Annotated in this window: 21 protein-coding genes; 9 read left to right on the plus strand and 12 right to left on the minus strand. The window is 68.1% G+C overall.

What is annotated here, in order from left to right; genetic code table 11:
* Positions 1 to 251: 251 nt before the first annotated feature.
* Positions 252 to 3,029 (minus strand): DNA polymerase I, encoded by a 2,778-nt coding sequence (polA, locus tag AC07OZ_RS25705; RefSeq protein WP_495469889.1) that lies wholly within the window; start codon positions 3,027 to 3,029, stop codon positions 252 to 254.
* Between the two features lie 114 nt (positions 3,030 to 3,143).
* On the opposite strand from polA, the gene AC07OZ_RS25710 reads away from it, so the two are divergent.
* The 4 genes from AC07OZ_RS25710 (at position 3,144) to AC07OZ_RS25725 (ending at position 7,794) form a co-directional block, all read left to right on the plus strand.
* Positions 3,144 to 3,488, plus strand: a complete 345-nt coding sequence (locus AC07OZ_RS25710) for a hypothetical protein (RefSeq protein WP_495469890.1) — start codon at positions 3,144 to 3,146, stop codon at positions 3,486 to 3,488.
* A 54-nt stretch (positions 3,489 to 3,542) separates the two neighbouring features.
* A complete protein-coding gene (locus AC07OZ_RS25715; RefSeq protein ID WP_495469891.1) occupies positions 3,543 to 4,526 on the plus strand; it encodes a homoserine kinase in 984 nt (327 codons plus the stop codon).
* Complete coding sequence (locus AC07OZ_RS25720) at positions 4,523 to 5,368, plus strand: BPSS1780 family membrane protein (protein WP_495469892.1); 846 nt, start codon at positions 4,523 to 4,525, stop codon at positions 5,366 to 5,368. Before AC07OZ_RS25715 ends, AC07OZ_RS25720 begins: the two co-directional genes overlap by 4 nt.
* A 206-nt stretch (positions 5,369 to 5,574) precedes the next feature.
* Entirely contained in the window at positions 5,575 to 7,794 is a 2,220-nt protein-coding gene (locus tag AC07OZ_RS25725; RefSeq protein WP_495469893.1) for a PhoX family protein, read from the plus strand.
* 1 nt (position 7,795) lies between these two features.
* Here AC07OZ_RS25725 and AC07OZ_RS25730 read toward each other — a convergent pair whose 3' ends face one another.
* The 3 genes from AC07OZ_RS25730 to AC07OZ_RS25740 form a co-directional block, all read right to left on the minus strand.
* Positions 7,796 to 9,046 carry a HipA domain-containing protein gene (locus AC07OZ_RS25730; protein ID WP_495469894.1) on the minus strand — a complete coding sequence of 417 codons (1,251 nt, stop codon included), beginning with the start codon at positions 9,044 to 9,046 and terminating at the stop codon, positions 7,796 to 7,798.
* Complete coding sequence (locus tag AC07OZ_RS25735) at positions 9,043 to 9,363, minus strand: helix-turn-helix transcriptional regulator (RefSeq protein ID WP_431102191.1); 321 nt, start codon at positions 9,361 to 9,363, stop codon at positions 9,043 to 9,045. Before AC07OZ_RS25735 ends, AC07OZ_RS25730 begins: the two co-directional genes overlap by 4 nt.
* A 199-nt stretch (positions 9,364 to 9,562) precedes the next feature.
* Positions 9,563 to 11,995 carry a UvrD-helicase domain-containing protein gene (locus AC07OZ_RS25740; RefSeq protein WP_495469895.1) on the minus strand — a complete coding sequence of 811 codons (2,433 nt, stop codon included), beginning with the start codon at positions 11,993 to 11,995 and terminating at the stop codon, positions 9,563 to 9,565.
* Positions 11,996 to 12,032: 37 nt separating this feature from the next.
* On the opposite strand from AC07OZ_RS25740, the gene AC07OZ_RS25745 reads away from it, so the two are divergent.
* Both AC07OZ_RS25745 and AC07OZ_RS25750 read left to right on the plus strand, forming a co-directional pair.
* Positions 12,033 to 12,491 carry a YchJ family protein gene (locus tag AC07OZ_RS25745; RefSeq protein ID WP_495469896.1) on the plus strand — a complete coding sequence of 153 codons (459 nt, stop codon included), beginning with the start codon at positions 12,033 to 12,035 and terminating at the stop codon, positions 12,489 to 12,491.
* A gap of 309 nt (positions 12,492 to 12,800) precedes the next feature.
* Positions 12,801 to 13,496: a pseudouridine synthase gene (locus tag AC07OZ_RS25750; RefSeq protein ID WP_495469897.1), complete on the plus strand. Its 696-nt coding sequence runs from the start codon at positions 12,801 to 12,803 to the stop codon at positions 13,494 to 13,496.
* A 111-nt stretch (positions 13,497 to 13,607) separates the two neighbouring features.
* Here AC07OZ_RS25750 and AC07OZ_RS25755 read toward each other — a convergent pair whose 3' ends face one another.
* Together AC07OZ_RS25755 and AC07OZ_RS25760 are read right to left on the minus strand one after the other, a co-directional pair.
* A complete protein-coding gene (locus AC07OZ_RS25755) occupies positions 13,608 to 14,690 on the minus strand; it encodes a WD40/YVTN/BNR-like repeat-containing protein (RefSeq protein ID WP_495469898.1) in 1,083 nt (360 codons plus the stop codon).
* Between the two features lie 107 nt (positions 14,691 to 14,797).
* Entirely contained in the window at positions 14,798 to 15,067 is a 270-nt protein-coding gene (locus AC07OZ_RS25760) for a ubiquitin family protein (RefSeq protein WP_495469899.1), read from the minus strand.
* Between the two features lie 178 nt (positions 15,068 to 15,245).
* Between AC07OZ_RS25760 and rarD the strand changes: the two genes are divergently transcribed.
* A complete protein-coding gene (gene rarD / locus AC07OZ_RS25765; RefSeq protein WP_495469900.1) occupies positions 15,246 to 16,151 on the plus strand; it encodes an EamA family transporter RarD in 906 nt (301 codons plus the stop codon).
* A 60-nt stretch (positions 16,152 to 16,211) separates the two neighbouring features.
* Here rarD and ahpF read toward each other — a convergent pair whose 3' ends face one another.
* The 3 genes from ahpF to lysA all read right to left on the minus strand — a co-directional run bounded on the left by ahpF (position 16,212) and on the right by lysA (position 20,020).
* Positions 16,212 to 17,765, minus strand: coding sequence for an alkyl hydroperoxide reductase subunit F (ahpF, locus tag AC07OZ_RS25770; protein ID WP_495469901.1), 1,554 nt, complete (start codon positions 17,763 to 17,765; stop codon positions 16,212 to 16,214).
* 208 nt (positions 17,766 to 17,973) lie between these two features.
* Positions 17,974 to 18,537: an alkyl hydroperoxide reductase subunit C gene (ahpC, locus tag AC07OZ_RS25775; RefSeq protein ID WP_067283909.1), complete on the minus strand. Its 564-nt coding sequence runs from the start codon at positions 18,535 to 18,537 to the stop codon at positions 17,974 to 17,976.
* A 220-nt stretch (positions 18,538 to 18,757) separates the two neighbouring features.
* Positions 18,758 to 20,020: a diaminopimelate decarboxylase gene (gene lysA / locus AC07OZ_RS25780; RefSeq protein ID WP_495469902.1), complete on the minus strand. Its 1,263-nt coding sequence runs from the start codon at positions 20,018 to 20,020 to the stop codon at positions 18,758 to 18,760.
* Positions 20,021 to 20,145: 125 nt separating this feature from the next.
* Between lysA and AC07OZ_RS25785 the strand changes: the two genes are divergently transcribed.
* Positions 20,146 to 21,081 carry a LysR family transcriptional regulator gene (locus tag AC07OZ_RS25785; protein ID WP_495469903.1) on the plus strand — a complete coding sequence of 312 codons (936 nt, stop codon included), beginning with the start codon at positions 20,146 to 20,148 and terminating at the stop codon, positions 21,079 to 21,081.
* Between the two features lie 48 nt (positions 21,082 to 21,129).
* Here the strand turns inward: AC07OZ_RS25785 and dxs are convergent, their stop codons facing one another.
* The 3 genes from dxs to AC07OZ_RS25800 form a co-directional block, all read right to left on the minus strand.
* Entirely contained in the window at positions 21,130 to 23,085 is a 1,956-nt protein-coding gene (dxs, locus tag AC07OZ_RS25790) for a 1-deoxy-D-xylulose-5-phosphate synthase (protein ID WP_495469904.1), read from the minus strand.
* Positions 23,086 to 23,147: 62 nt separating this feature from the next.
* The gene (locus tag AC07OZ_RS25795; protein ID WP_495469905.1) at positions 23,148 to 24,008 is read right to left on the minus strand and encodes a polyprenyl synthetase family protein; all 861 of its coding nucleotides are present in this window, start codon (positions 24,006 to 24,008) and stop codon (positions 23,148 to 23,150) included.
* A 27-nt stretch (positions 24,009 to 24,035) separates the two neighbouring features.
* On the minus strand, positions 24,036 to 24,296 hold the full coding sequence (locus tag AC07OZ_RS25800; protein WP_495469906.1) for an exodeoxyribonuclease VII small subunit: 261 nt from the start codon (positions 24,294 to 24,296) through the stop codon (positions 24,036 to 24,038).
* A gap of 336 nt (positions 24,297 to 24,632) precedes the next feature.
* Between AC07OZ_RS25800 and AC07OZ_RS25805 the strand changes: the two genes are divergently transcribed.
* Positions 24,633 to 25,763: an aromatic ring-hydroxylating oxygenase subunit alpha gene (locus AC07OZ_RS25805; protein WP_495469907.1), complete on the plus strand. Its 1,131-nt coding sequence runs from the start codon at positions 24,633 to 24,635 to the stop codon at positions 25,761 to 25,763.
* Positions 25,764 to 25,847: the final 84 nt, after the last annotated feature.

The raw sequence follows: 25,847 nt of genomic DNA on the forward strand, positions 1-25,847 counted from the left end.
GGCAACGATTCAATCCAGCGATGCTCTCGTCCCTTGGAGCTTGAAAGGAACCATAGAACCTCGAACAGACGGCGCCCAAGTCAGTTTTCTTGAAGGCTCGATGCGACAGCGACCTGGGGCCCGCCCCGGCGTCCGCGATACACCGAGCCTTGCAGAAGAGGGAGCCTCCCGGTCAGCTCGGTGCACTCCCACTCCCACTCCCTCTCCCGCTTGCGGGAGAGGGCGGGGGTGAGGGCCAGCGGCCGTGGCAGTCAGTGGGCCTCGTCCCAATTGGCGCCGACGCCAACTTCCGCCAGCAACGGCACCTTCAGCGCGGCGACGCCAGCCATCAGCGTCGGGACCTCGGTCTTCACCCAGTCGAGCTCCTCGTCCGGCACCTCGAAGACCAGTTCGTCGTGCACCTGCATCACGATCTTCGTCTTCTTGCCCTGCTCGTCCAGCGCCTGCTGGACGGCGATCATCGCCAGCTTGATCAGGTCGGCGGCCGTGCCCTGCATCGGCGCATTGATCGCCTGACGCTCCGCACCGCTGCGACGCGGACCATTGCCCGAGTTGATCTCCGGCAGCCACAAGCGGCGGCCGAAGACCGTCTCGACATAGCCCTTGTCCTTCGCGAACTGCTTGGTGTCGTCCATGTAGCTGCGCACGCCGGCGAAACGCGTGAAGTAGCGGTCGATGTAATCCTTCGCCGCCTTCTGCTCGATCCCCAGCGACTGCGCCAGCCCGAACGCGCCCATGCCGTAGATCAATCCGAAGTTGATCGTCTTCGCGTAGCGCCGCTGCTCGGGCGTCACCGCGTCCAGCCCCCCTCCGAAGACCTCGGCGGCGGTCGCGCGGTGCACGTCCTGGCCTTCCTGGAAGGCCTTCAGCAGGCCCGGGTCCTCGCTCATGTGCGCCATGATCCGCAGCTCGATCTGCGAATAGTCCGCCGACACGATGTGATGCCCCGCCGGCGCGATGAAGGCCTCGCGCACGCGACGGCCGTCGGCCGTGCGGATGGGGATGTTCTGCAGGTTGGGCTCGTTGCTGGACAGGCGTCCGGTCACCGCCACGGCCTGCGAGTAGGTCGTGTGCACGCGGCCCGTCTTCGCATTGACCATCAGCGGCAGCTTGTCCGTGTAGGTGCTCTTGAGCTTGGACAGCGAGCGGTATTCCAGGATCTTGGCCGGCAGCGGGAAGTCCGCCGACAGCTTCTCCAGGACTTCCTCGTCCGTCGACGGCGCGCCGGTCGCGGTGCGCTTCACCACCGGCAGGCCGAGACGGTTGAACAGGATCTCGCCGATCTGCTTGGGCGAGCCGATGTTGAACGGCTGACCCGCGATCTCGTAAGCGGCCTGCTCGGCCGCCACCATGCGCTGGCCGAGGTCGGCGCTCTGCGCCTGCAGCCGGCCGGCGTCGATCAGCACGCCGGTGCGCTCGATCCGCGCCAGCAGTGCCGACACCGGGATCTCGATCTGCTCGTAGATGAACTTCAGGCCGGCGTCGGCCTCCAGGCGCGGCATCAGCGTCTGGTGCACGTGCAGGCACATCTCGGAGTCCTCGCAGGAGTATTCCGACGCCTTCGCCACTTCCACCTGCGCGAACGGGATCTGGTGCGCGCCCTTGCCGCACAGGTCCTCATAGCTCAGGCCCTTGCGGCCGAGCACGCGATCGGCCAGCGCCTCCAGGCCGTGGCTGCGATGCGCCTCCAGCACGTAGCTTTCCAGCATCGTGTCGAAGGCCGTGCCCTGGACGGCGATGCCGTGGTTGGCCAGCACGTGGGTGTCGTACTTGACGTTCTGCGCGACCTTCTTCTTCAGCGGATCCTCGAGCCAGGGCTTGAGCTTCGCGAGCACCTCGTCCATCGGCAGTTGCTCAGGCGCGTCCGGGCCGTCGTGGCGGATCGGGATGTAGGCGGCCTCGCCCGGCTTCACGCTGAAGCTGATGCCGACGATGCGCGCCTGCATCGGATCCAGCGAGTCGGTCTCGGTGTCGAAGGCGGCCAGTTCGGCGGCGTTCAGCTGCTCGACCCAGGCGTCCAGCCGGGACATGTCGACGATGGTCTCGTAGCGCTTGTCGACGGGGATCGCCGGATGCTGGACCTCCGCATACGCATCGGTCGCGTTCGCGGCGCCCACGTCGGGTTCCGGCTTGGCGCGCTTGGGCGCGTCACCGCCGAGCTTGCCTTCCAGGTCGCGCTTCCAGGTCTTGAACCCGTTGCGCGTGTAGAACTCCAGCAGCCCCGCCTCGTCGACCGGATTGAAGGCCAGCGCCTCGAGCGCGGGCCAGCCGGCCACGTGCGTGCACAGGTCGCAGTCGACCTTGACCGTCACCAGCTTGCGCCCCATCGGCAGCCAGTCCAGCGCCTTGCGCAGGTTCTCGCCGGCGACGCCCTTGATCTGGTCCGCGTTGGCGATCACGCCGTCCAGCGAGCCGTGCTCGGCGATCCACTTGGCCGCGGTCTTCGGGCCGACCTTCTCGACGCCGGGCACGTTGTCCACGGTGTCGCCCATCAGGGTCAGGTAGTCGATGATGCGGTCCGGCGGCACGCCGAACTTGGCCAGCACGCCGGCCTCGTCCAGCTTCTCGTTGCTCATCGTGTTGATCAGCGAGACGTCCGGCGTCACCAGCTGCGCCAGGTCCTTGTCGCCGGTGGAGATCACCACCTGGTGCCCCGCCTGCGCCGCCACCCGCGACAGCGTGCCGATGCAGTCGTCGGCCTCGACGCCGGGCACCGTCAGCACCGGCCAGCCCAGCAGCTTCACCACCTCGTGGATCGGGTCGATCTGCTCGCGCAGCGCGTCGGGCATCGGCGCACGCTGGGCCTTGTATTCGGGGTACCACTCGTCGCGGAAGGTCGGACCGGAGGCGTCGAAGACGCAGGCCGCATGCTCGGCGCCATAGTCGTCGCGCAGCTTCTTCAACATGGCCACCATGCCGTGGATGGCGCCGGTGGGCTGCCCACCCGGACCGCGCAGGTCGGGCATGGCGTGGAAGGCGCGATAGAGGTAGCTGGACCCGTCGACCAGCAGCATCAGAGGTTTGCTCATCCCGACATTGTTGCAGGCGCGCGGCGCCCGGTCTGGCAGGAGGATGGACCGTCGACTGGCACTCGCCCGGGGGGACGGGGTTTTCCTGGGGCCAAGCTTAGAATCGACGTCACCATGAAAACCACCCGCCTCGCCCCTCTGTTCGCCGTCCTGGCCGCCTGCGCGCTCCAGGCTCACGCGGCCGACGCGCCGGCTCCGGTCCCGGCGCCCGCCGAGGCCGCGAAGTTCCGCGACGTGCCCGAGGTGAAGGTCGAACAGCTCGTCAACGAAGACGACAAGGTCCGCATCGAGGAGACCCGGGTGAGGGGCCTGACCCAAAAGGTCGTGGTCAAGAACAAGGACAGCAAGGCGCCCGAGTACGAGATCCTGCTCGGCGACACCGGCCGCGACATCCCCACCCGCCAGGGCGCCGACCGCGGCAACGCGGGCGCGCGGGTCTGGCGCCTCTTCAATTTCTGACCCGTCGAGGCTGACCCGCCACGGTCGGCCCCCGGTCCGTTCTTTTTCCTTTTCATGGCCGTATTCACCGACGTCTCGACCGAGCAGGCGCAAGCGCTGCTGGACACGCTGGCCCTGGGCGAACTGCAGTCGCTCAAGGGCATCACTGCCGGCATCGAGAACACCAACTACTTCGTCACCACGACGCGCGACGGCGAGACGCACGACTACGTGCTGACGATCTTCGAGCGCCTGAGCTTCGAGCAGCTCCCGTTCTACCTCGAGCTGATGCGCCACCTCGCCCGCCAGGGCGTGCCGGTGCCCGCGCCGCAGCCCGACGCGCAGGACCGCATCCTGCACACCGTGGCCGGCAAGCCGGCGGCGGTGGTGGACAAGCTGCGCGGCGGCCATCAGCTGGCGCCGGACGAGTTCCATTGCGAGCAGGTCGGCGCCGGCCTCGCCCGCATGCATCTGGCGGGCCAGGACTTCCCGCTGCATCAGGACAACCTCCGCGGCCTGCCCTGGTGGCGCGAGACCGTGCCGGTCGTGCTGCCGCACGTGACGCCCGCCCAGGCCGAACTGTTGAGCGCCGAACTGGCCTTCCAGGAGCAGCTCGCCCCGAGCGCGGCGCTGCTGCCGCGCGGTCCGGTCCACGCGGACCTGTTCCGCGACAACGTGATGTTCGACGGGCTGCCCGGGCGCGAGAAGCTCAGCGGCTTCTTCGATTTCTACTTCGCCGGCGTCGACAGCTTCCTGTTCGACCTCTGCGTGTGCCTGAACGACTGGTGCATCGACCTCGATAGCGGCCGTCTCGACGAGCAGCGCGCCGGCGCCTTCGTGAAGGCCTACGAGTCGGTGCGCCCGCTCTCCGGCGCCGAACACCGCCTGCTGCCCGGCCTGTTGCGCGCGGCGGCGCTGCGTTTCTGGATCTCGCGCCTGTGGGACTTCCACCTGCCGCGCGAGGCCAGCCTCCTCACACCCCACGATCCCACCCATTTCGAGCGCGTCCTGCGCGAGCGCATCGCCAGGCCCTGGCATGCGCTGGAGTCCTTGCCATGATCCTGCACCTGCAAACGGTCCCGCCGCGCAACGGCCTGCTCTGGGTGCGCCACGGGCTGAAGGTGCTGCGGCGCAAGCCGATCGCGCTGATCGGCCTGTTCGCCGTGTTCCTGCTGGTCTCTTCGGTGCTGCAGCTGGTGCCGCTGCTGGGACAGCTGGTCGTGCTGGCGGCGCTGCCGCTGGTATCGCTGTCCTTCATGCTGGCCTCGCACCAGGTGCTGCAGTCGCACACGCCGACGGCCGCGGTCTTCGCGCAGCCGCTGCAGCTCACCAAGGAACGCCGCCGCGACCAGTTGATCCTCGGCTTCCTCTACGCGTTCAGCACGATCGCCGTGATGTTCCTGGCCCACTGGCTGGACGGCGGCGCCCTGGTGCGCGCGGTCGAGCAGGTGGCCGCGGCGGGCGGCGCCGCTGGCGGCAAGCCCGATCCGAAAGCGATCGAGGCCACGATCGGCGACCCCTCGCTGACGACTGGCATCGGCCTGCGGCTGCTGTTGACGGGCCTGATCTCGATCCCGTTCTGGCACGCGCCCGCGCTGATCCACTGGGGCGGCCAGGGCGTGCTGCAGGCGCTGTTCTCCAGCACGCTGGGCGTGTGGCGCAACAAGGGCGCGTTCGCGCTGTCGGGCCTGGTCTGGGTCGGCCTGACCTTCGGCGCGACGATGGTGCTCACCATCGTCGGCATGCTGCTCGGCCTGGCCAACCTGCTGCCCTTCCTGCTCGTGCCGCTGGCGATGATCCTGACGACGGCGTTCTACTGCTCGCTGTATTTCACCTTCATCGACTGCTTCATGTTCGGCGCGCCGAAAGAGCTGCCGGAAACCCCGGTCACGCCGGTCTGATCGCGGATCGGGTCAGGGACCCTCCCGCCGCGTCACCCGAAAGCGGGTGACAGGTCTTGCCCCTGCGGCACGACATCGCATCTCCGGCGCTTGCTTCGCCATTCGCACGGATGTTCCCTGAAGGATTTGCTAACGAGTTTTTCACGTCACCGTCACTTGCCCTTCGCAGAATCCGCCCGCCTTTCCATTGAGCGGAGCCTTCACGAATGAGCAAGCAGCACGACATCGTTGCCAGCCAAGACAGCGCCAACGAATACGACGAGGACGTGGTGGTCAACCCGTCCGCGAACCCGCACTTCGAAGACGTCCTCGCCGCGCGCCTGTCGCGGCGCGTCGCCCTCAAGGGCGGCATCACCACGGCGGCCTCGGCCCTGCTCGGCGGCTCGATCCTGAGCGCCTGCGGCAGCAGCGACGACTCGCCGGCCCCCGCGCCCGCCCCGGCGCCGCAGCCGGCCCCGCTGAAGATCGGCTTCACCGCCGTCGCCAAGAACAAGAACGACCTGGTGACCGTGGCCGACGGCTACAACGTCAGCATCCTGCACGCGCTGGGCGACCCGCTGCACTTCGGCGACGAGTCCTGGAAGGACGACGGCTCCGAAACGGCCGAGTCCTACAACCGCCGCGTCGGCGACGGCCATGACGGCATGTACTACTTCGGCCTGAGCGACGCCGGCGCCTTCGATGCCAAGCGCTCGGACCGCGGCCTGCTGGCCGTCAACCACGAGTACGTCGTCGCCCCGTACGGCCTGCACCCGGCCGGCCGCGCCGCCGGCGCCGCGCGCAACGCCACCGAAGTCGAGAAGGAAATCTACGCCCACGGCATCTCCGTGGTCGAAGTCAAGCGCGACGCCACGGGCACCGGCATGGGCATGGTGCGCGGCTCGCGCTACAACCGCCGCGTGACTTCGGCCACGACGATGGACTTCACCGGCCCCGCCAAGGGCAACGCCCAGCTGCAGACGCTGTTCAGCCCGACGGCCGTGCAGACCCGCGGCACCAACAACAACTGCGCCAACGGCTACACCCCGTGGGGCACCTACCTGACCTGCGAGGAGAACTACCTCAACGTGATCAGCCGTGCCGCCGGTGACGACGCCCTGCGCAGCGGCGCCAAGGAAGTGGCCAGCCTCAACCGCTACGGCCTGCCGCAGAACCGCAAGAGCCCCTACCTGTGGGAAACGGCCGGCACCGCCGACCTGTTCGCCCGCTGGAACTCGTCGGTGACCGGCGCCGCCGCCACCGCCGACTACCGCAACACGATCAACACCTTCGGCTGGGTGGTCGAGATCGACCCGTTCGCGCCGGACTCCGTCCCCGCGAAGCGCACCGCGCTGGGCCGCTTCAACCATGAAGGCGCCTGGCCCGCCGAGGCCGTCGCCGGCAAGCCGATCGTCATCTACATGGGCGACGACTCGCGCAACGAGTACATCTACAAGTTCGTCTCCAAGGCCAACTGGGATGCGGCCGACGTCGGCAAGGGCATGGCCGCCGGCGCGAAGTACATGGACGAGGGCACGCTCTACGTGGCCAAGTTCAACGCCGACGGCACCGGCAACTGGATGCCGCTGACCTTCGGCGCCAACGGCCTGACCGCGGCCAACACGACCTATGCCTTCGCCGACCAGGGCGACGTCGTGATCAACGCGCGCATCGCGGGCGACATCCTCGGCGCCACGAAGATGGACCGTCCGGAGTGGGGTGCCGTGCATCCCACCAATGGCGAGGTCTACATGACCTTGACCAACAACAGCAACCGCGTGGCCAACACCGCGACGCCGACCGGCAGCCAGCTCAAGCCGGACGCCGCGAACCCGCGCTACTACGTGGACATGAAGGGCACCACCTCGCAGGCGGGCAACCCCAACGGCCACATCATCCGCTGGAAGGAAGACGCGACCGACGTCACCAAGATGACGTGGGACGTCTACCTGTTCGGCGCGCAGGCCGACGCGGCCGCGGACGTGAACCTGTCCGGCCTGGCGGACAGCAACGACTTCTCGAGCCCGGACGGCCTGTACTTCGACAAGCGCGGCATGCTGTGGATCCAGACCGATGACGGCGCCTACACCGACATCACCAACTGCATGATGCTGGCGGCCCTGCCGGGCAAGGTCGGCGACGGTGGCGTCGCGAACGCCGCGGGCGGCACGCAGACCCGCGCCGGCGCCAAGGCGACGTCGGACACGCTGCGCCGTTTCCTGGTCGGCCCGAAGGAATGCGAGATCACCGGCATCGCGATGACGCCGGACTACAAGACGCTGTTCTTCAACGTGCAGCACCCGGGCGAAGAAACGACCCCGGACTGGGCCGCGAAGACCTACGGCAGCTACTGGCCGGCCAACCAGGCCGACCCGGCGGTGAAGAAGCGTCCGCGTTCCGCCACGGTGATCATCACCCGCAAGGACGGCGGCGAGATCGGCATCTGATCTAGCGGGAGATCTCCGACGCGAGGGCGGTCTGACGGTCGCTCTCGCCGAGGAGGCGGCCGAGCAGGCCTTCGCTCACGTGCCGCGGCACGTCGACCGAGAGCTCGTCCGCCAACACAGGCGCCTGTGCGAGCACTGCCTCGCACAGGCGTTTCAGTTCCAGCGTCACGCTGCGGGGTGCGATGTCGCTGTCACGGGCGAAGTCGGCCCAGGCAGCGGCGTCGAAGGCGGGTGCATCGCCGGTGGCGCCGCTGAAACCGTGCGCCGGCGCCACACGCAGGCCGCCGTGATCGACGAAGAAGGACAGGTCCTTCGCGCCCGATCCGTCGCAGCCGATGAGCTGCCGGAACATCGTCCAGCGTAGCAGCGCGCGGCTGTCGACCAGCGGCGTGGGGCTGTGCGCCAGCAGCGAGAACAGCTGCGCGAGCGACACGCCGTCCTCGCCATCCGGCGGCACGCCGAGCGCCTGGCAGGCGTTGATCGCATGCACACGCCGCACGCGGCCATCCTCGAGCCGTTGCCGGTCGAAACGTTCGACCAGCAGCACCGGCTCCGGCACGCGGTGCAACTGCACCGGCGCCACGTCCAGGCCCACGCGCGCGGCGAGCCGCATGCAGAAGAACTCGTTGAAGGGCTGTTCACCCAGGCCATTCGCATCGGGGGACGGCTTCAGCACATGGGTCGAGGCCATCTGCGGCCCGTCGGCGAAGTGCCAGCCGCCGTCCCGTTCAACGTAGATCCCGAGCTTGTCGCGTTCGCCGCCGAAAGCCCCCCGCACCTGACCGTCCCAGACCGCAAAGGGCAACGCGTCGCGATGGCGAATGCGTTCCGAGAGTTCGTCGCGTGCGATCGCCCGTTGCACCGGACCCGCGGGCCGTTGAAGGCCGTCCGCGATCAGCCGCACGGCACCGGGCAGATCCCGCCCCATCAGGCGGAGCGCGCCGAAGCTGTCGCCGGGCCTCAGCCCCAGGGCGGTGAAGATCCGCGACCGGGCATCGCCCGCGGGCAGCAGATGATCGAAGAACGCGCGCACGGCTTCCTCGGTGGACTCGCTGCCCGGCCCGCCGCGCGGCGGCATCGGCAGTGAGGGCGCCAGCGGAAAGGCCAGCACTTCCGAGGTCCATCGTTCGAGGTAGGCCAGCGAGAGCGGGCGTGGACGCGGCACGTCCTCCGGCCCGGGCCCCGAGGGCGCATCGGCTGCTTTCAGCCAGCCGACTTCATGTTCGTCGAGCCAGACCTCCAGACCGTTCATGCATCGTCATCCAGGTCGGAGAACTTCGAGTCGCGCGCGGTGCGGATCGCGCGCCGGACGACTTCCCGCTGCTGCGACGGCACGGCGAAGAGGCTCACGCCGAGCGCCCGGGCCGCCTTGAGCACGGTGGACAGGCTCACCCCGCCTTGTCCGGTCTCGATGTTGATCAGCGTCTGGCGGGACATGCCCAGCGCCTCGGCGGCTTCGACCAGCGGCAGGCGCGCGGTGGTGCGCGCGGCGCGGACGGCGGCGCCCAGCGCCAGCGCGTCCTCGATCATCGGGTCGTCGGGGGGATCGATCGGTACAACAGTGCGCATGGAGATTCCAGGATCAAAGACCTATTCATGGGATCTCCCTCCCGGGCAATCGTGATTCCTGTTTGCTGGAATCTTTATCGCTCAGCGCCCATTCTGCGCCAGGCGGCACGCCGCGCGGCGTGCTCCGTACGATGTCCGCTCACTCGTTCCGGTCTCGTCCGGGCGCACCTCTTCCGGACATGCCGGACGCCTTGCCGTCTCAATCGATCGGCGTCAGCTTGGCCACGCTCAAGGCCAGCCACTTGGTGCCGTGCCGGCCGAAGTTCACCTGCGCGCGCGCATCGGGTCCGCTGCCTTCCAGCGTCAGCAGCACGCCCTCGCCGAACTTGTTGTGGAACACGCCCTTGCCGACGCGCAGGCCACCGTGTTCGTTGCCGGTCTTCTCGGCCGCCGACTGCTTCATCGCGCTGGGCACCGGCGCCTGCGGGAACGCCGACGGATCGACACGGCCGGCGCCCACCATCGACTTCAGCCCCGAGCCGCGCTGCCAGGCCTGCTGGTAGTCCTTCGCGAAGCCCGAGCCGAAGCCCTGGTTGCGCGGCGTCAGCCACTTCAGCGTCTCCTCGGGGAGCTCCTCCATGAAGCGGCTCTTGATGTTGTAGCGGGTCTGGCCGTGCAGCATCCGCGTCTGGCAGAAGCTGATGTACAGCCGCTGGCGCGCACGCGTGATCGCGACATACATCAGCCGGCGCTCTTCCTCCAGCCCGTCCGAGTCGGACATCGAGTTCTCGTGCGGGAACAGGCCCTCTTCCATGCCGGTGATGAACACCGCATCGAATTCCAGGCCCTTGGCTGAGTGCACCGTCATCAGCTGGATCGCGTCCTGGCCGGCCTGCGCCTGGTTGTCGCCGGCCTCGAGCGAGGCATGCGTCAGGAACGCGGCCAGCGGCGACATGATCTCGCCGGTTTCCGCGTCCGGTGTCGCGGGCGCGGCCGGGGCGACCGCCGCCGGCAGGCCGTCCGCGATCGCGCCGGGCGAGTGCTCGTCCACCGGCAGCGCCACCGCGTCCTTGCCGAAGCCCTCCTGCGTCACGAAGGCCTCGGCGGCGTTGACCAGTTCGCCCAGGTTCTCCAGCCGGTCCTCGCCTTCCTTCTCGGCGCGGTAGAAGGCGGTCAGGCCCGAGTGCTCGATGATGTGCTCGATGATCTCGCGCAGCGTGAGCCCGGCCGTGGCCTCGCGCATCGCGTCGACCAGACCGACGAAGCCCGCCAGGCTGGCGCCGCCGCGGCCGCCGACCGCGCCGATGCTCTGCACCAGCGAGCGCCCGCTCGGACGCGCCGCGTCCTGCAGTTGCTCGATGGTCCGCGCGCCGATGCCGCGCGCCGGGAAGTTGACGACGCGCAGGAAGCTGGTGTCGTCGTTCGGGTTCTCGATCAGGCGCAGGTAGGCCAGTGCGTGCTTCACCTCGGCGCGCTCGAAGAAGCGCAGGCCGCCGTACACGCGGTACGGGATGCCGGCGTTGAACAGCGCCGACTCGATCACCCGCGACTGCGCGTTGCTGCGGTAGAGCACCGCGATCTCCTTGCGCTCCAGCCCCTGGCGATGCAGGGCCTGCGCCTCCTCGAGCAGCCATTGCGCCTCGGCGAAGTCGCTGCTGGCCTCGTGCACGCGCACCGGCTCGCCGGGACCGGCCTCGGTGCGCAGGTTCTTGCCCAGACGGTGGCTGTTGTTGCTGATCAGCGCATTGGCCGCATCCAGGATGTTGCCGAAGCTGCGGTAGTTCTGTTCCAGCTTCACGACCTGGCGCACGCGGTACTCGCGTTCGAAGTCGGCCATGTTGCCCACGCGCGCGCCGCGGAAGGCGTAGATGCTCTGGTCGTCGTCGCCGACCGCGAACACGCCCTGCCCGCGCCCGGGCGGCGCGAACATCTTCAGCCACGCGTACTGCAGCTTGTTGGTGTCCTGGAACTCGTCGACCAGCACGTACTGGAAGCGGCGCTGGTAGTGCTCGCGCACCGCCTGGTTGTCGCGCATCAGCTCGAACGAGCGCAGCATCAGCTCGGCGAAGTCGACCACGCCCTCGCGCTCGCACTGGTCCTGGTAGGCCTGGTAGATCTCGACCAGCTTGCGCGTCTGCTCGTCGCGCAGGTCGATGTCCTTGGGACGCATGCCGTCCTCTTTGGCGCCGGCGATGTACCAGGAGACCTGCTTGGGGACGAAGCGCTCCTCGTCGAGCTTCATCGCCTTGATGACGCGCTTGACCGCGGAGACCGTGTCGCCCGAGTCCAGGATCTGGAATCCTTGCGGCAAGCCGGCCAGTTTCCAGTGCGCGCGCAGGAAGCGGTTGCACAGGCCGTGGAAGGTGCCGATCCACATGCCGCGCACGTTCACCGGCAGCATCGCGGACAGGCGGGTGACCATCTCCTTCGCGGCCTTGTTGGTGAAGGTCACCGCCAGCACCGACGCCGGCGTGGCGTGGCCCTGACTCATCAGCCAGGCGATGCGCGTCGTCAGCACGCGCGTCTTGCCCGAGCCGGCGCCGGCCAGGATCAGCGCGGGCTCCTGTCCCAGCGTCACCGCGGCGTACTGCTCGGGGTTGAGGTTGTCCAGCAGACCGCGCGGCGCGCGCGGCGTGAACAGGTCCTCTTGCGGCGGTGTCGGGCGCTCGTCGCCAAAATCCTGGGAATTCATCCAGCCATTCTAGAGACGCTGGCATGATGCCGCCCTCATGACGTCAGAAAAATCCAAGACCGCGGCGAACAGCGCGGCCGGCAAGACGAATCGGGTGGAATCAGCGGCGAACCTGTGCGCCTGCGGCAGCGGTCGCCCGTATGCCTCGTGCTGCGGGGACCTGCATCGCGCCTTCGCCGAGACCGGCGCGCTCATCGCGGCGGACGCGCAGGCGCTGATGCGCTCGCGGTACACGGCCTACACGATGGACCTGATCGACTATCTGCTCGCGACGTGGCATCCGAGCACCCGCCCGGCGTCACTCGATCGGGGGGAACAGGACTTGAAGTGGCTGGGCCTCGAGGTGCGCGGGCACACGCGCCAGGACCCGGACCATGAGACGGTGGAGTTCGTCGCGCGCAGCAAGGTCGGCGGGCGCGCGCACCGCATGCACGAGATCAGCCGGTTCGTGCGGGAGCACGGGGCGTGGCTGTACGTGGATGGGCAGATCGACTGACCAGTCTCACGGCCGGCGTGCGCCGCACCACCCTGCCCAAGGCCAGGACGACCCGGTCCAGGAAGGACCGGTGACCGATGTGAAACTCCTGAGGCATGGCGAACTCCTGCTGCTGCTGCTGCGACGACGACTGCGGGTGCGGACCCGGGGGGCCCCGCCACCGACATCGATGGCGCTCTTGCCTGCTGCGATGATGAGCAGGCCGCATGACAGGATTTTGGCGAAGCACCCTGTGACTGTCCTCTCCCCCCAAACGGGGAAAAGAGGGCAAAAAGCGCGCCAGGCGTGCGCACACCGTCCCCTTCAGCGATGACAACTGTCCTTGCGCTCCTCCATCTGGATGACCACCTCGCGGTGATCGACAAACCCGCGGGGCTGCTGGTGCACCGCACCGCGATCGACGCCCACGAGGAAGAGGCCGCGCTGCAACGTCTGCGCGATCAGCTCGGCCGGCCGGTCTGGCCGGCGCATCGGCTGGACCGAGGTACCTCGGGCGTGCTCGTCTTCGCATTGAGCGCGGAAGTCGCCAGCCTGCTCGGCGTTGCCCTCGCGGAACGCCGCACGCACAAGCGCTATCTGGCGCTGGTGCGAGGCTGGCCCACTGCCGATGCCGGTGCCATCGACCATCCACTCGCCCGCGACCCGGAGTTGCCGTCCGCGGGGCAGCCTCACCTGGAAGCGCAGACCGAGTGGACCTGCCTCCGCCGGCATGAAGTCCCGGTCAGCACCGACCCGCGTTTCCCGACGACGCGACTCGCGCTGCTCGCGTGCGAGCCGGTGCAGGGGCGGCGCCACCAGATCCGCCGGCATCTGAAGCACGTCGCGCACCCCATCGTCGGCGACGCCAATCACGGCAAGGGGCCGCTGAACCGCGCGCTCGCGGCGCATTTCGGGCGGCAGCGCTTGTGGCTTCACGCGCAACGACTGACCCTGGCGCATCCGATGACGGGGGCGACGCTGGAACTCGAAGCGGCGCCCGGGCCGGAGTGGGAGCAATTCCTCTGACTGGCGTCGCAGCACTACCCCCGCCGCTGGCCCTCACCCCGACCCTCTCCCGCAAGCTGGAGAGGGAGTAAGAACGGCGGCGCTCTCCAGCAAGTGGAAGCGGGTAGGCATTCAGCCGAAGCGCAGCGCGTAGATCGGTGGCAGGTGCCCGGAGACCAGCGACCAGCGGTCGCCGGCATCGTCGGTCGCCCACAGGTTGCCGGTCGTGCTGCCCATCAGCAGCCGGCGGCCGTCGTCGTGCGCGGCCAGGCCGTGGCGGTAGACGAGGTCGTAGCAGTTCGCCTGCGGCAGCCCGGTCCGCAGCGTCTCGAAGGTCTTGCCGCCGTCGCGCGTGCGGTTCACCACCAGCGCGCCGTCCACGGGCAGGCGCTTCTCGTCCTTGACGCCGGGCACGAACCACGCCGTGTCGGGATCGCCCGCATGCGCGGCCACCGCGAAGCCGAAGCCCGACAGCGGCGGCTTGATCTCGCCCCAGTTCGCCCCGCCGTCGACCGAGCGCCAGACACCGTTGTGATGCTGGCACCAGAGCACGTCCGGATCCGCCGCGCTGGCGACGATGCGGTGCGGGTCCTGCGTGTTCTCCTCGCCCTGCTGCTCCGGCGGCAGGAAGTCGGCGCGCATGCCCTTGGCGCTGATGTGCCAGTTCGCGCCGCCGTCCTCGCTGCGCCAGGCGCCGCCGCAGGAGATGCCGAGCAGCAGCCGCTTCGGATCCCGTGGATCGACGTTGATCGAATGGATGCCCGGCGCGTCATAACCGCCGCCGAACCAGCCCAGCCGCTCGGGCTTGTCCCAGAGCGTGTCGACGAGTTGCCAGGTCTCGCCCTGGTCCTCGCTGACGAAGAGTCCGCCGGGGATGGTCCCGGCCCACAGCCGCCCGTCGCCGCCGCGCTCCAGCGCCCAGATCTGCTGGAGCTTCCAGGGCGGACCTTCCGCGCCTTCCGGCTGCTCGGGGAACGCGGGCGAGGTGAGTTCGCGCCAGGTGGCGCCGCCGTCGTCCGATGCCTGCAGCTTGGATCCGAAATGCCCGAGATTGAGCGCGGCGAACATCCGTCCGCCTCTCGCCGGCGCGGGCAGCACCATGCTGACAGGATCCCCCACGAAGCTGTGGCGGCCGATCGACCATCCGCCGGTGGCGGGATCGTTCCGGAGTTCGAACAGGCCCTTGCGCGTGGCGGCCCAGGCGGTGGTGGTCATCGGTGTCTCCTTGCGATGCGAGTATTGCGATGGCGGGTCGTGCGATGGCGGACCTCACCTCTCACGACGTTCGAGCGTGACGGTTCTCGACAGGACAGCGCGGACGCTCAGCCGCCCGACAGCGCCTGCAGCACATAGACCTTGGATTGCGCCGTCAGAGGATCGCTGAGCGCCTGGCGGTCCCGCGCGCGGTGGCCGTCGATGAACACGGCGACATGCGTGCGCAGATGCCCCTGCTCATCCAGGATGTACCCGCGTAGGCGGGGATTGCAGTCGAAGGCGAGCGTCAGCGCCTCCCCCAGCGTGCCGGCGTCGCAGTCCAGCTGGGGGGTGTCGACGTAGCGGTGCAATTGCGACGTGAATTCAACATGCGCCATGGGATGCGATCCTGCGACGAAGCGGCCGGCATGAAAAGAGGGGCCACCGAGCACGACGAATGGGCTCGGCGCCTTTCGACAGCGCCGGGCATGCAGCGCGGGCAGAATCGCGAGCCCCCACACGCGCTCCGCACGCGCCCGTCACGCGTCTCCTCGCGCGACTCCCGAAGCTGGACCCATGACCAACGACATCCGCAACGCCGCCGACAACGCCCACGCCCGCACCGGCATGCTCTACGCGGCGCTGGCCTACATCGCGTGGGGTCTGTTCCCGCTCTACTTCAAGCGCTTGAGTGACGTCAGCGCGTTCGAAGTCATCGCGCACCGGACGCTGTGGTCGATGGTCTTCGTCGCCATCGTGCTGACGGCGCTGCGCCGCTGGGCGTGGCTCGGGCCGGTGCTGCGCTCGCCGAAGCTCCTCGGGACCTGCGCCGTGTCGGCGTTGCTGCTCTCGACCAACTGGCTGGTCTACGTGTGGGCGGTGCAGCAGGGCCACGTCGTCGAGGCCAGCCTGGGCTACTTCATCAACCCGCTGGTCAACGTGATGCTGGGCTTCGTGTTCCTGCGCGAGCGGCTGCGGCCCGTGCAGTGGCTGGCCATCGGACTCGCCGCGGCGGGCGTGATCTGGCTGACGGTGACCGCCGGACGGCTGCCGTGGATCGCGCTGGTGCTGGCACTGAGCTTCGGGGTCTACGGGCTGATGCGCAAGACGGCGCACCTCGGCGCGCTCGAGGGCCTGACGCTGGAGACGCTGATCCTCTCGCCCTTCGCCGCCGCCGCGCTGTTCTGGTGGACCAGCCAGGGCACCAGCGCGTTCGCGACCGGCGACGCCGGGCACATCGCCTGGCTGCTGCTCGCCGGACCGCTGACCGCCGTGCCGCTGCTGCTCTTCGCCGCCGGCGCGCGCCGCATCACGCTGACGACGCTCGGCCTCGTGCAATACCTGTCCCCGACGATCCAGTTCCTGCTCGGCGTCTGGCTGTATCACGAGCCGCTCGCGGGCGCGCGGCTCGTCGGCTTCGTGCTGATCTGGTCGGCACTTGCCGTCTACAGCGCGGAGAGCCTCTGGCGCAGTCGGCGCTGAGCGCTCCCCAAACGACTGACGCCCCTTTCGGGGCGTCAGCAGGGTCTGCAGAAGCAGCGATCAGTTGCGGATCAGGTGATCGAACGCGCTCAGTGCCGCCTTCGCGCCGTCGCCGGCCGCGATGATGATCTGCTTGAACGGCACCGTCGTCACATCACCCGCGGCGAACACGCCCGGCACCGAGGTCTGGCCCTTGGCGTCGACGATGATCTCGCCGTGGCGCGACAGCTCCACCGTGCCGCGCAGCCATTCGGTGTTGGGCACCAGACCGATCTGCACGAACACGCCTTCGACCTCGACGCGCTTGTTTTCGCCAGTCGCGCGGTCGATGTAGTTCAGGCCGTCGAGCTTGCCCGCCGTGCCGGTGAACTCACTCGTCTGCGCCTGCTTCAGGATGACCACGTTGGGCAGGCTCTCCAGCTTCTTCACCAGCACCGCGTCAGCGCGCAGCTGGTCGCCGAATTCCAGCAGCGTCACATGCGCCACGATGCCGGCCAGGTCGATCGCCGCCTCGACGCCGGAGTTGCCGCCGCCGATCACCGCCACGCGCTTGCCCTTGAACAGCGGCCCGTCGCAGTGCGGGCAGTAGGCCACGCCCTTGTTCTTGTATTCCTGCTCGCCGGGCACGTTGACGTTCTTCCAGCGCGCGCCGGTCGAGATGATCACCGTCTTGCTCTTGAGCGAGCCGCCGTTGGCCAGCTTCAGTTCGACCAGGCCGCCCGGCGTCGTCGCCGGAATCAGTTGATCCGCGCGCTGCAGGTTCATGACGTCGACGCCGTAGTCCTTGACGTGCGACTCAAGCGCCATCGAGAACTTCGGGCCGTCGGTCGACAGCACGGAGATGTAGTTCTCGATCGCCAGCGTGTCGTTGACCTGACCGCCGAAGCGCTCGGCCGCGATGCCGGTGCGGATGCCCTTGCGGGCCGCGTACACCGCCGCCGCCGCGCCAGCCGGGCCGCCGCCGACGATCAGCACGTCATACGGGTCCTTGGCCGACAGCTTGGCCGCGTCCTTCTCCGCCGCGCCGGTGTCCAGCTTGGCGGCGATCTCTTCCACGGTCATGCGGCCGGAGCCGAATTCCTGACCGTTCAGGTAGATCGTGGGCACGGCCATGATCTCGCGGGCATTGACCTCGTCCTGGAACAGCGCGCCGTCCACGATCACCGTCTTGACGCGCGGGTTCAGCACCGACATCAGCGACAGCGCCTGCACGACGTCCGGGCAGTTGTGGCAGGTCAGGGACATGTAGACCTCGAAGAGGTAGTCCCCGTCCAGGCCCTTGATCTGGTCGATGGTGGCTTGCTCCACCTTCGGGGGATGGCCACCCGTCCACAGCAGGGCCAGCACCAGCGAGGTGAACTCATGGCCGAGCGGGATGGCGGCGAAGCGCAGGCTCTGTTCCGTGCCCGTGCGCTTGAGGCTGAACGACGGCTTGCGCGCGTCGTTGCCGTCGAGGTTCAGCGTGATCTTGTCGGACATCGCGACGATGTCCTGCAGCAGCTGCTTGAGCTCTGCGGCGCTCTCGGAGTCGTTCAACGAGGCTTCGATCTCGAACGGCAGCGTGACCCGCTCCAGGTAGGCCTTGAGCTGCGCCTTCAGGTTGTCGTCCAACATCGTTGCTTCCTTCCAATTTTCTTAAGCGACTTCGAGAACCGGCCTCCCTGTCAGATCAGAGGGGCGGCCGAGCACACGCCCGCGGACCGGATCGGTCCACGCGCGGCGCCTTTGCAGTGAGGGGGAGAGGAACGTCCTCATCCGGATCACCGGTCCGGGGGGAGACGATCCGGACGGACCGCCTTCACCCCCGTGAGGGCGAGATCCTTTAGATCTTGCCGACCAGGTCCAGCGACGGGGCGATGGTCTTGTCGCCTTCGTTCCACTTGGCCGGGCAGACCTGGCCCGGGTTCTTGGCGACGTACTGGGCAGCCTTCAGCTTGCGCAGCGTTTCCTTGACGTCGCGGGCGATCGCGTTGTCATGCACTTCCAGGGTCTTGATGACGCCGTCCGGATTGATCACGAAGGTGCCGCGCAGGGCCAGGCCTTCTTCCGGGATGTGCACGCCGAAGGCGTTCGTCAGGGCGTGCGTCGGGTCGCCGACCAGCGGGAACTTGGCCTTGCCGACGGCCGGCGAGGTTTCGTGCCACACCTTGTGCGAGAAGTGCGTGTCGGTCGTGACGATGTAGACCTCGGCGCCCAGCTTCTGGAACTCGCCGTAGTTGTCCGCCGCGTCTTCGACTTCCGTCGGGCAGTTGAAGGTGAAGGCGGCCGGCATGAAGATCAGCACGGACCACTTGCCCTTGAGCGACTCTTCAGTGACCTCGATGAACTTGCCGTTGTGGAACGCTTGGGCCTTGAAGGGTTGGACTTGGGTGTTGATCAGGGACATTGCTTCGTTCTCGCAGTCAGGGGTTGATGGAATGGAAAGAATGATAGGGGGCGAAGGCTATCGGCGGGTTTGAATTCCCCAATGCGGCCTATTGCGAATCCCTATTGAGCCAAGCTATCAAAAATCATTTGTGCGATAGCAAAAACGTCATATCGGCGACAAACCGGCGTCAAAACGGTCAGATCACCCTTCCGCCGCGTTCAAACCCCATGAAAGGCGATCAGACAGCTTCCAGCGCCAGCAATTCCTCGACGGTCTGGCGGCGGCGGATCAGTCGGTCCGAAGGGCCGTCGACCAGCACCTCGGCGATCAGCGGCCGGCTGTTGTAGTTGCTGGACATGGAGGCGCCGTACGCGCCGGTGTCGTGGATGACCAGGAGATCGCCGACCTTGGCTTGCGGCAATTCCCGCGCCAGCACGACGCCGCCTTCGGCCTGGGTGAAGACATCGCCGGATTCGCAGAGCGGACCGGCGACCACGGTCTCCTGGATAGCCCGGCGCTGGCCATCCGCAGGGATCAGGCTCATCGCATGGAAGCTGCCGTACATCGCCGGCCGCATCAGCTCGTTGAAGCCGGCATTGACCAGCAGGAAGTGCTGGCGCCCCTGCGACTTCACGGCGCGGACCTCCGCGAGCAGCACGCCGGATTCTGCGACCAGGTAGCGGCCCGGTTCGATCTCCAGTGCCAGGTCGTGCCCGACCACGCCCTCCGCTTCCTTGCGGGCGGCATCCCACAAGCTGAAGTAGTGGTGGGTGTCGATGCGCTCACCCCCTTCCTGGTAGGGGATCGACAGTCCGCCGCCGGCCGAGATCGCCTGCAGGTCCAGGCCCTGCGCCTTCACGGTGCGGACAAGGTCGACCATCGCGCCGCTGACACGCCCCAGGTGGTCGTAGTCGACGCCCGAGCCGATGTGCATGTGCAGCCCGATCAGCGTCAGGCCGCGGCGCGCGATGACGGCCAGCGCGTCGGTGAGCTGCTCGTGCCAGATGCCGTGCTTGCTGTGCTCGCCGCCGGTGTTGGTCTTGTTGCTGTGGCCGTGACCAAAGCCGGGATTCAGGCGCAGCCACACCGGGTGGCCCGGCGAGACCTCGCCGAGCTGCTCCAGCATGTCGATCGAGCCGGCGTTCACCGGCACGCGGTGCTCGACGACCGTCTTGAGCGTCTCGCGGTCCAGCAGGTCGGCGGTGAAGACGATGTCTGAATGGACCGCGTCCGCGCCGGTGCCGACGGTGAACCCGGCGGCGAAGGCGCGCAGCAGTTCGCCGCGTGACACCGAGTCGACCTTCACCCCCTGCTCCCGCATCAGCCGCAGGATGTGGGTGTTGGAGCACGCCTTCTGGGCGAAGCGCACCGTGTCGAATCCACCCAGCGCGGTGATGCGCTCCCGGATGACGGCGGCGTCGTACACCCAGAGCGGGGTGCCGTACTGGGCGGCAAGCGCTTGCAGTTGCTGCTCGCGGGCGGGGGTCAGGGCTTGCGGCATGTCAGGAATCCTTCAGACGAATGCATATCGAAACTGCCGCAAGCATCCCTCCCCCGCGCCATTCAATCAAATGCTTTGTTTTCCCAAGTAGATTCATTTTTGATATGCACTGATATCCTTCCGCGATGCCCCTGCCGATCACGCATCGCCACATCGAAGTCTTCCGCGCCGTCATGACCGCCGGCAGCGTGACTGGCGCCGCGCAACTGCTGTTCACGTCTCAACCGACCGTCAGCCGGGAGCTGGCGAGGATGGAATCACTGCTCGGCTACGCCCTGTTCGACCGCGCCCCGGGGCGGCTGCGTCCGACGGCGCGGGCCCTGGCGCTGTTCGACGAGGTCCAGCGCGCCTACCAGGGGCTGGACCAGGTGGTCGCCCGCGCCCAGTCACTGGGACGCGCCGAGGACGAACGCCTGCGCGTCCTGACGCTGCCGGCGCTGGCCCACGCGCTGCTGCCGGACGCAAGCGCCGATTGGCTGAGACGACACCCGCAGGCGGAACTGACGCTGACGCCGCAGGAGTCGCCGCTGCTCGAGGAGTGGATGGCCGCCCAGCGCTTCGACATCGGCCTGAGCGAGGTTTCCACCACCGTGCCCGGCACGCGCAGCGAAACGCTGGCGGAACTCGACGAAGTCTGCGTGCTCCCAGCCGGCCATCGCCTGCTGGAACGGCAAGTCCTGACCCCGGCGGACTTCGAGGGCGAGCCCTTCGTCAGCCTGTCCGCCGAAGATCCCTATCGCCGCCAGTTCGACGCCCTCTTTGCAAGTGCCGGCGTGCGGCGGCGTCTGCAAATGGAGACACACAGCGCCATCGCCGTCTGCGCGCTGGTTCAGAAAAACCTGGGCATTGCGCTCGTGAATCCGTTGACCGCGAGAGCGTGCGCGGGACCGGATCTGCACCTGCGACCGTTCTCGGTGTCGGTGCCCTTCCGCATCCAGGCCTTGTGGCCGCTGCACCGCGCGGCGCATGCGCTGACGCAGGACTTCATCGACGCGGTGAAACGTGCGCTGGCGCCTGCATTGGCCAGCCAAGTGCCGCCTGGAAAAGCAAAACGGCGCTGACCGCAAGGCCAGCGCCGTTCGAGGGACATTCGAGGGACAACAGCCTGCTCAGGCGACCTTGATCGCCACCGGCGCGACGGTCGACAGGAAGCGCTCGCGGATCGAGCGCTCGATGCCGACGGCATCCAGGCCGCACTGGGCCATGAGCTTGCCGGGTTCGCCGTGCTCGACGTACTCGTCGGGCAGGCCCAATTGCAGCACCGGCAGCGACAGGCCTTCGGCCTGTAGCGCTTCCAGCACCGCGCTGCCGGCACCGCCCATGACGCAGCCGTCCTCGACGGTCACCAGCGCGTCGTGGGTGCGGGCCAGTTCCTTCACCAGCTCGACGTCCAGCGGCTTCACGAAGCGCATGTTGGCGACGCTCGCGTCGAGCGCCTCCGCCGCCTTCAGCGCCGGATGCAGCAAGGTGCCGAAGGCCAGGATCGCGACGCGAGGCGCATGCGACACACCGCGGCCGCCGGCGGCCGGCAGCGAGGAAGTCCGGCGCATCTCGCCCTTGCCCCAGGGCAGCGCGACCATCTCTTTCCGGATCTCCGCGCCTATCCCCGCGCCACGCGGATAACGGACCGTCACCGGGCCGTTGTGCACGTGGCCGGTGTAGAGCGCCTGACGGCACTCGTTCTCATCCGACGGCGTGATCACGCTCATGTTCGGGATGCAGCGCGTGAAGGCGATGTCGTAATTGCCGGCGTGCGTCGCGCCGTCGGCCCCGACCAGGCCCGCGCGGTCCAGCGCGAACAGCACCGGCAGGTTCTGCAGCGCCACGTCGTGGACCAGTTGGTCGTAACCGCGCTGCAGGAAGGTCGAGTAGATCGCCACCACCGGCCGCAGACCCTCGCAGGCCAGACCGCCGGCGAAGGTCACCGCGTGCTGCTCGGCGATGCCGACGTCGTAGTAGCGCGTCGGGAAGCGCTTGTGGAACTCGACCATGCCCGAGCCCTCGCGCATCGCCGGCGTGATGCCGACCAGCGTGGGATCGGCCTCGGCCATGTCGCAGAGCCAGTCGCCGAACACCGTCGTGAAGGTCTTCTTCGCCGGCGCGGTCGACGGCTTGATGCCTTCGGCCGGGTTGAACGGCGTCGGGCCGTGGTACTTGACCGGATCCGCTTCCGCCAGCTTGTAGCCCTGGCCCTTGCGCGTGACCAGGTGCAGGAACTGCGGGCCCTTCTTGTCGCGCAGGTTCTCCAGCGTCGGGATCAGCGCGTCCAGGTCGTGCCCGTCGATCGGACCGACGTAGTTGAAGCCGAACTCCTCGAAGATCGTCCCGGGCACGAACATGCCCTTGGTGTGCTCCTCGAAGCGGCGAGCGAACTCGTACAGCGGCGTGTGCTTGAGCACCGATTTCGCGCCTTCGCGCGCGGCGGCGTAGAACTTGCCGCTCATCAGCCGGGTGAAATACTTGTTCAGCGCGCCGACCGGCGGGCTGATCGACATGTCGTTGTCGTTGAGGATCACCAGCACGTCGCCGAGCAGGCCGCCATGCGCGACGCCGGCGTTGTTCAGCGCCTCGAAGGCCATGCCGGCGGTCATCGCGCCGTCGCCGATGATCGCGACCACGCGGCGCGCCTCGCCCTTGATCCGCGCGGCCATCGCCATGCCGTGCGCGGCGGAGATCGAGGTGCTCGAGTGCGCGGTGCCGAAGGTGTCGTACTCGCTCTCGTCACGGCGCGGGAAGCCGGAGATGCCGCCCTGCTGGCGCAGCGTCGCCATCGCGTCGCGGCGGCCGGTCAGGATCTTGTGCGGATAGGTCTGGTGACCGACGTCCCACACGAGCCGGTCGCGCGGCGTGTCGTAGACGTAGTGCAGCGCGACCGTCATCTCCACGGTGCCCAGGTTCGACGACAGATGGCCGCCGGTCTTGGACACGCTGTTGAGGATGTGCGCGCGGACCTCGTCCGCCAGCTGTGGGAGCTGGCTGCGCGACAGCCGGCGCACGTCCGCGGGGCTCTCGATGGTCGACAGCAGCGTCTGCGCGGCTGTCGCGTTCGATGGGTTGTCGCTCATGGCGTCGCCTCTCTCTTTTGCCGGAGCCTGGTCGGAGCCCATGCCGGTTCCGACCCAGGATCTCAGTTGTCGCGCTCGACCACCTTGTCAGCCAGCAGGCTGAGCCAGGCGGTGTCGGCCAGGCCGCTGCCGGCGAGCGCCTGATGCGCCTCGTCCCGCAGGCGGAGCGCGTACGCGCGGGCGGGCTCCAGGCCCAGCACGCTGACGTAGGTCGGCTTGTTGTTGTCCTGATCCTTGCCGGCGGTCTTGCCCAGCACGTCGCTGTCCTGCGTCACGTCCAGGATGTCGTCGACGACCTGGAAGGCCAGGCCGATCGCCGCGCCGTAGCGGCTCAGCGACTCCCAGGCGGCCGGCGTCAGCTCGCCGCATGCGGCGCCCATCAGGACGCTGGCCTGCAGCAGCACGCCGGTCTTGCGGCGGTGCATGTCGCGCAGCCGGGCCTCGTCCAGCGGCTTGCCGATGCTGGCCAGGTCGATCGCCTGGCCGCCGGCCATGCCGTCGTAGCCGCTGGCGCGCGCCAGCAGCCGGCACAGCCTGGCCTGCAAGGCGGGCGCGACGCCCTCGTCCGGTGTCAGCACGTCGAACGCGAGCGCCTGCATCGCGTCGCCGGCCAGCATCGCCTGGGCCTCGCCGTACTGCACATGCAGCGTCGGCTTGCCGCGGCGCAGCACGTCGTTGTCCATGCAAGGCATGTCGTCATGCGCCAGCGAGTACGCGTGGATCAACTCCACCGCGCACGCCGCGCGCATCGCGGCCTCGCGCTGGCCGCCGGCGGCGTCGGCCGCGGCCAGCACCAGCAGCGGGCGCAGGCGCTTGCCGGCCCCGAGGACGGCATAACGCATGGCCTCGCCCAGGCCCGCCGGCGCCCCTTCGGGCACCCAGGCCTCCAGCGACCGCTCGACTTCCTCGAGCGACTGCTTCATCCAACGTTCGAAAACCCCTGCATCCACTTATTCATCTCCCCAAGCCTGCGCGCTCCCACCTTCGATGACCTGTACTTGTTGTTCGACGGCCTGAAGTCGGGCGCGGCAGTATTTGAGCAAGGCGGCTCCCCGCTGGTAGCTGGCCAGCAACTGGTCCAGCGGCAGTTGCCCGGCCTCCATGGCCTGCACCAGACGTTCCAACTCCTCGACCGCCAGCTCATAGCTGGCAGGTTCCTGCTCCTGGATCGTGGGCTGCGCCGATTTGGCGCTGGCGGAAGGCTTGCTCATTTCAAAACGCGAAAAGGCTGATTGTAAGCACCGTCCACACCCCGTCCGCCTTCCGACCGTCGGGGGATGTGAGCGTGCCGCCACAGGCGTCAGCGGGTGTTTCGGGCGCTGGGTGACACCTGACACCCACCCATTTCCCCTCCACAGGCGGGCCGGGTACAATCACCGGTTCCCTTGCCCGCTGCTATGCCCTAAAAGGGCCCCGGCGGGCATTTCATTCAGGCCCCTTCAGCCCCCCCTTTCGGGCCCTCATTTCAGTCCCACAGTTGCCGGCCCGCCCAATCTGGGGGGCGGCCGTCACGGTTGACATTGGAGTCTTGGAGACCCTCTTGGATCATGTCCGACCTGAGCATCCCTCTCAGCGCGCTTGAGCGCAGCAGCACGGGCAGCACGGCCCCCAGCCACCCCCAGCTACCGGTCACCTCCTACTTCGACGAGGACCTGTTCCGCCGCGAACAGGAACTGATCTTCCAGCATGGCCCCCGCTACCTCGGCCACGCGCTGGCCGTGCCCGAGGTCGGCGACTACTACGCCCTGCCGCAGGAAGGCGAAGGCCGCGCCATCGTGCGCAGCGCGCAAGGCCTGGAACTGATCTCCAACGTCTGCCGCCATCGCCAGGCGGTGATGCTGCGCGGCCGCGGCAACACGCAGAGCAACATCGTCTGCCCGCTGCACCGCTGGACCTACGACCTCAAGGGCGAACTGGTCGGCGCGCCGCACTTCAAGCAGGACCCCTGCCTGCACCTGAACCGCTACAAGATCCGCGAGTGGAACGGCCTGCTGTTCGAGGACAACGGCCGCGACATCGCCGCCGACCTGGCCAAGCTCGGCCCGCGCGGCGCGCTGGACTTCAGCGGCTACCAGCTCGACAAGGTCCATGTCCACGAGTGCGACTACAACTGGAAGACCTTCATCGAGGTCTATCTGGAGGATTACCACGTCGGCCCGTTCCACCCGGGCCTGGGCCACTTCGTCACCTGCGACGACCTGGCATGGGAATTCGGCCGGGACTATTCGGTGCAGACGGTGGGCGTGAACAAGGCGCTCGAGAAGCCGGGCTCCGAGGTCTACGCCAAGTGGCACGACCAGGTGCTGGGGTTCTCCGGCGGCCAGTCGCCGGACCAGGGCGCCATCTGGCTGACCTACTACCCCAACATCATGGTGGAGTGGTACCCCAACGTGCTGGTGGTGTCGACGCTGTTCCCCAAGGGGCCGCAGAAGACGACCAACATCGTCGAGTTCTACTACCCCGAAGAAGTCGTCGCCTTCGAGCGCGACCTCATCGATGCGCAGCAGGCCGCCTACATGGAGACCTGCGTCGAGGACGACGAGATCGCGCTGCGCATGGATGCCGGCCGCAAGGCGCTGATGGAACGGGGCGACAACGAGGTCGGCCCGTACCAGACGCCGATGGAAGACGGGATGAAGCACTTCCACGAGTGGTACCGCGGGCTGATGAAGCGCTGACGCCGCATCGACGGCATACCGACACGCCGTCCCCGCCGCACCGCCCCAGGTGCGCACAACGCCCCGCTCTTGCGGGGCGTTCGT

The organism is Roseateles sp. GW821-FHT09G03, assembly GCF_059416045.1.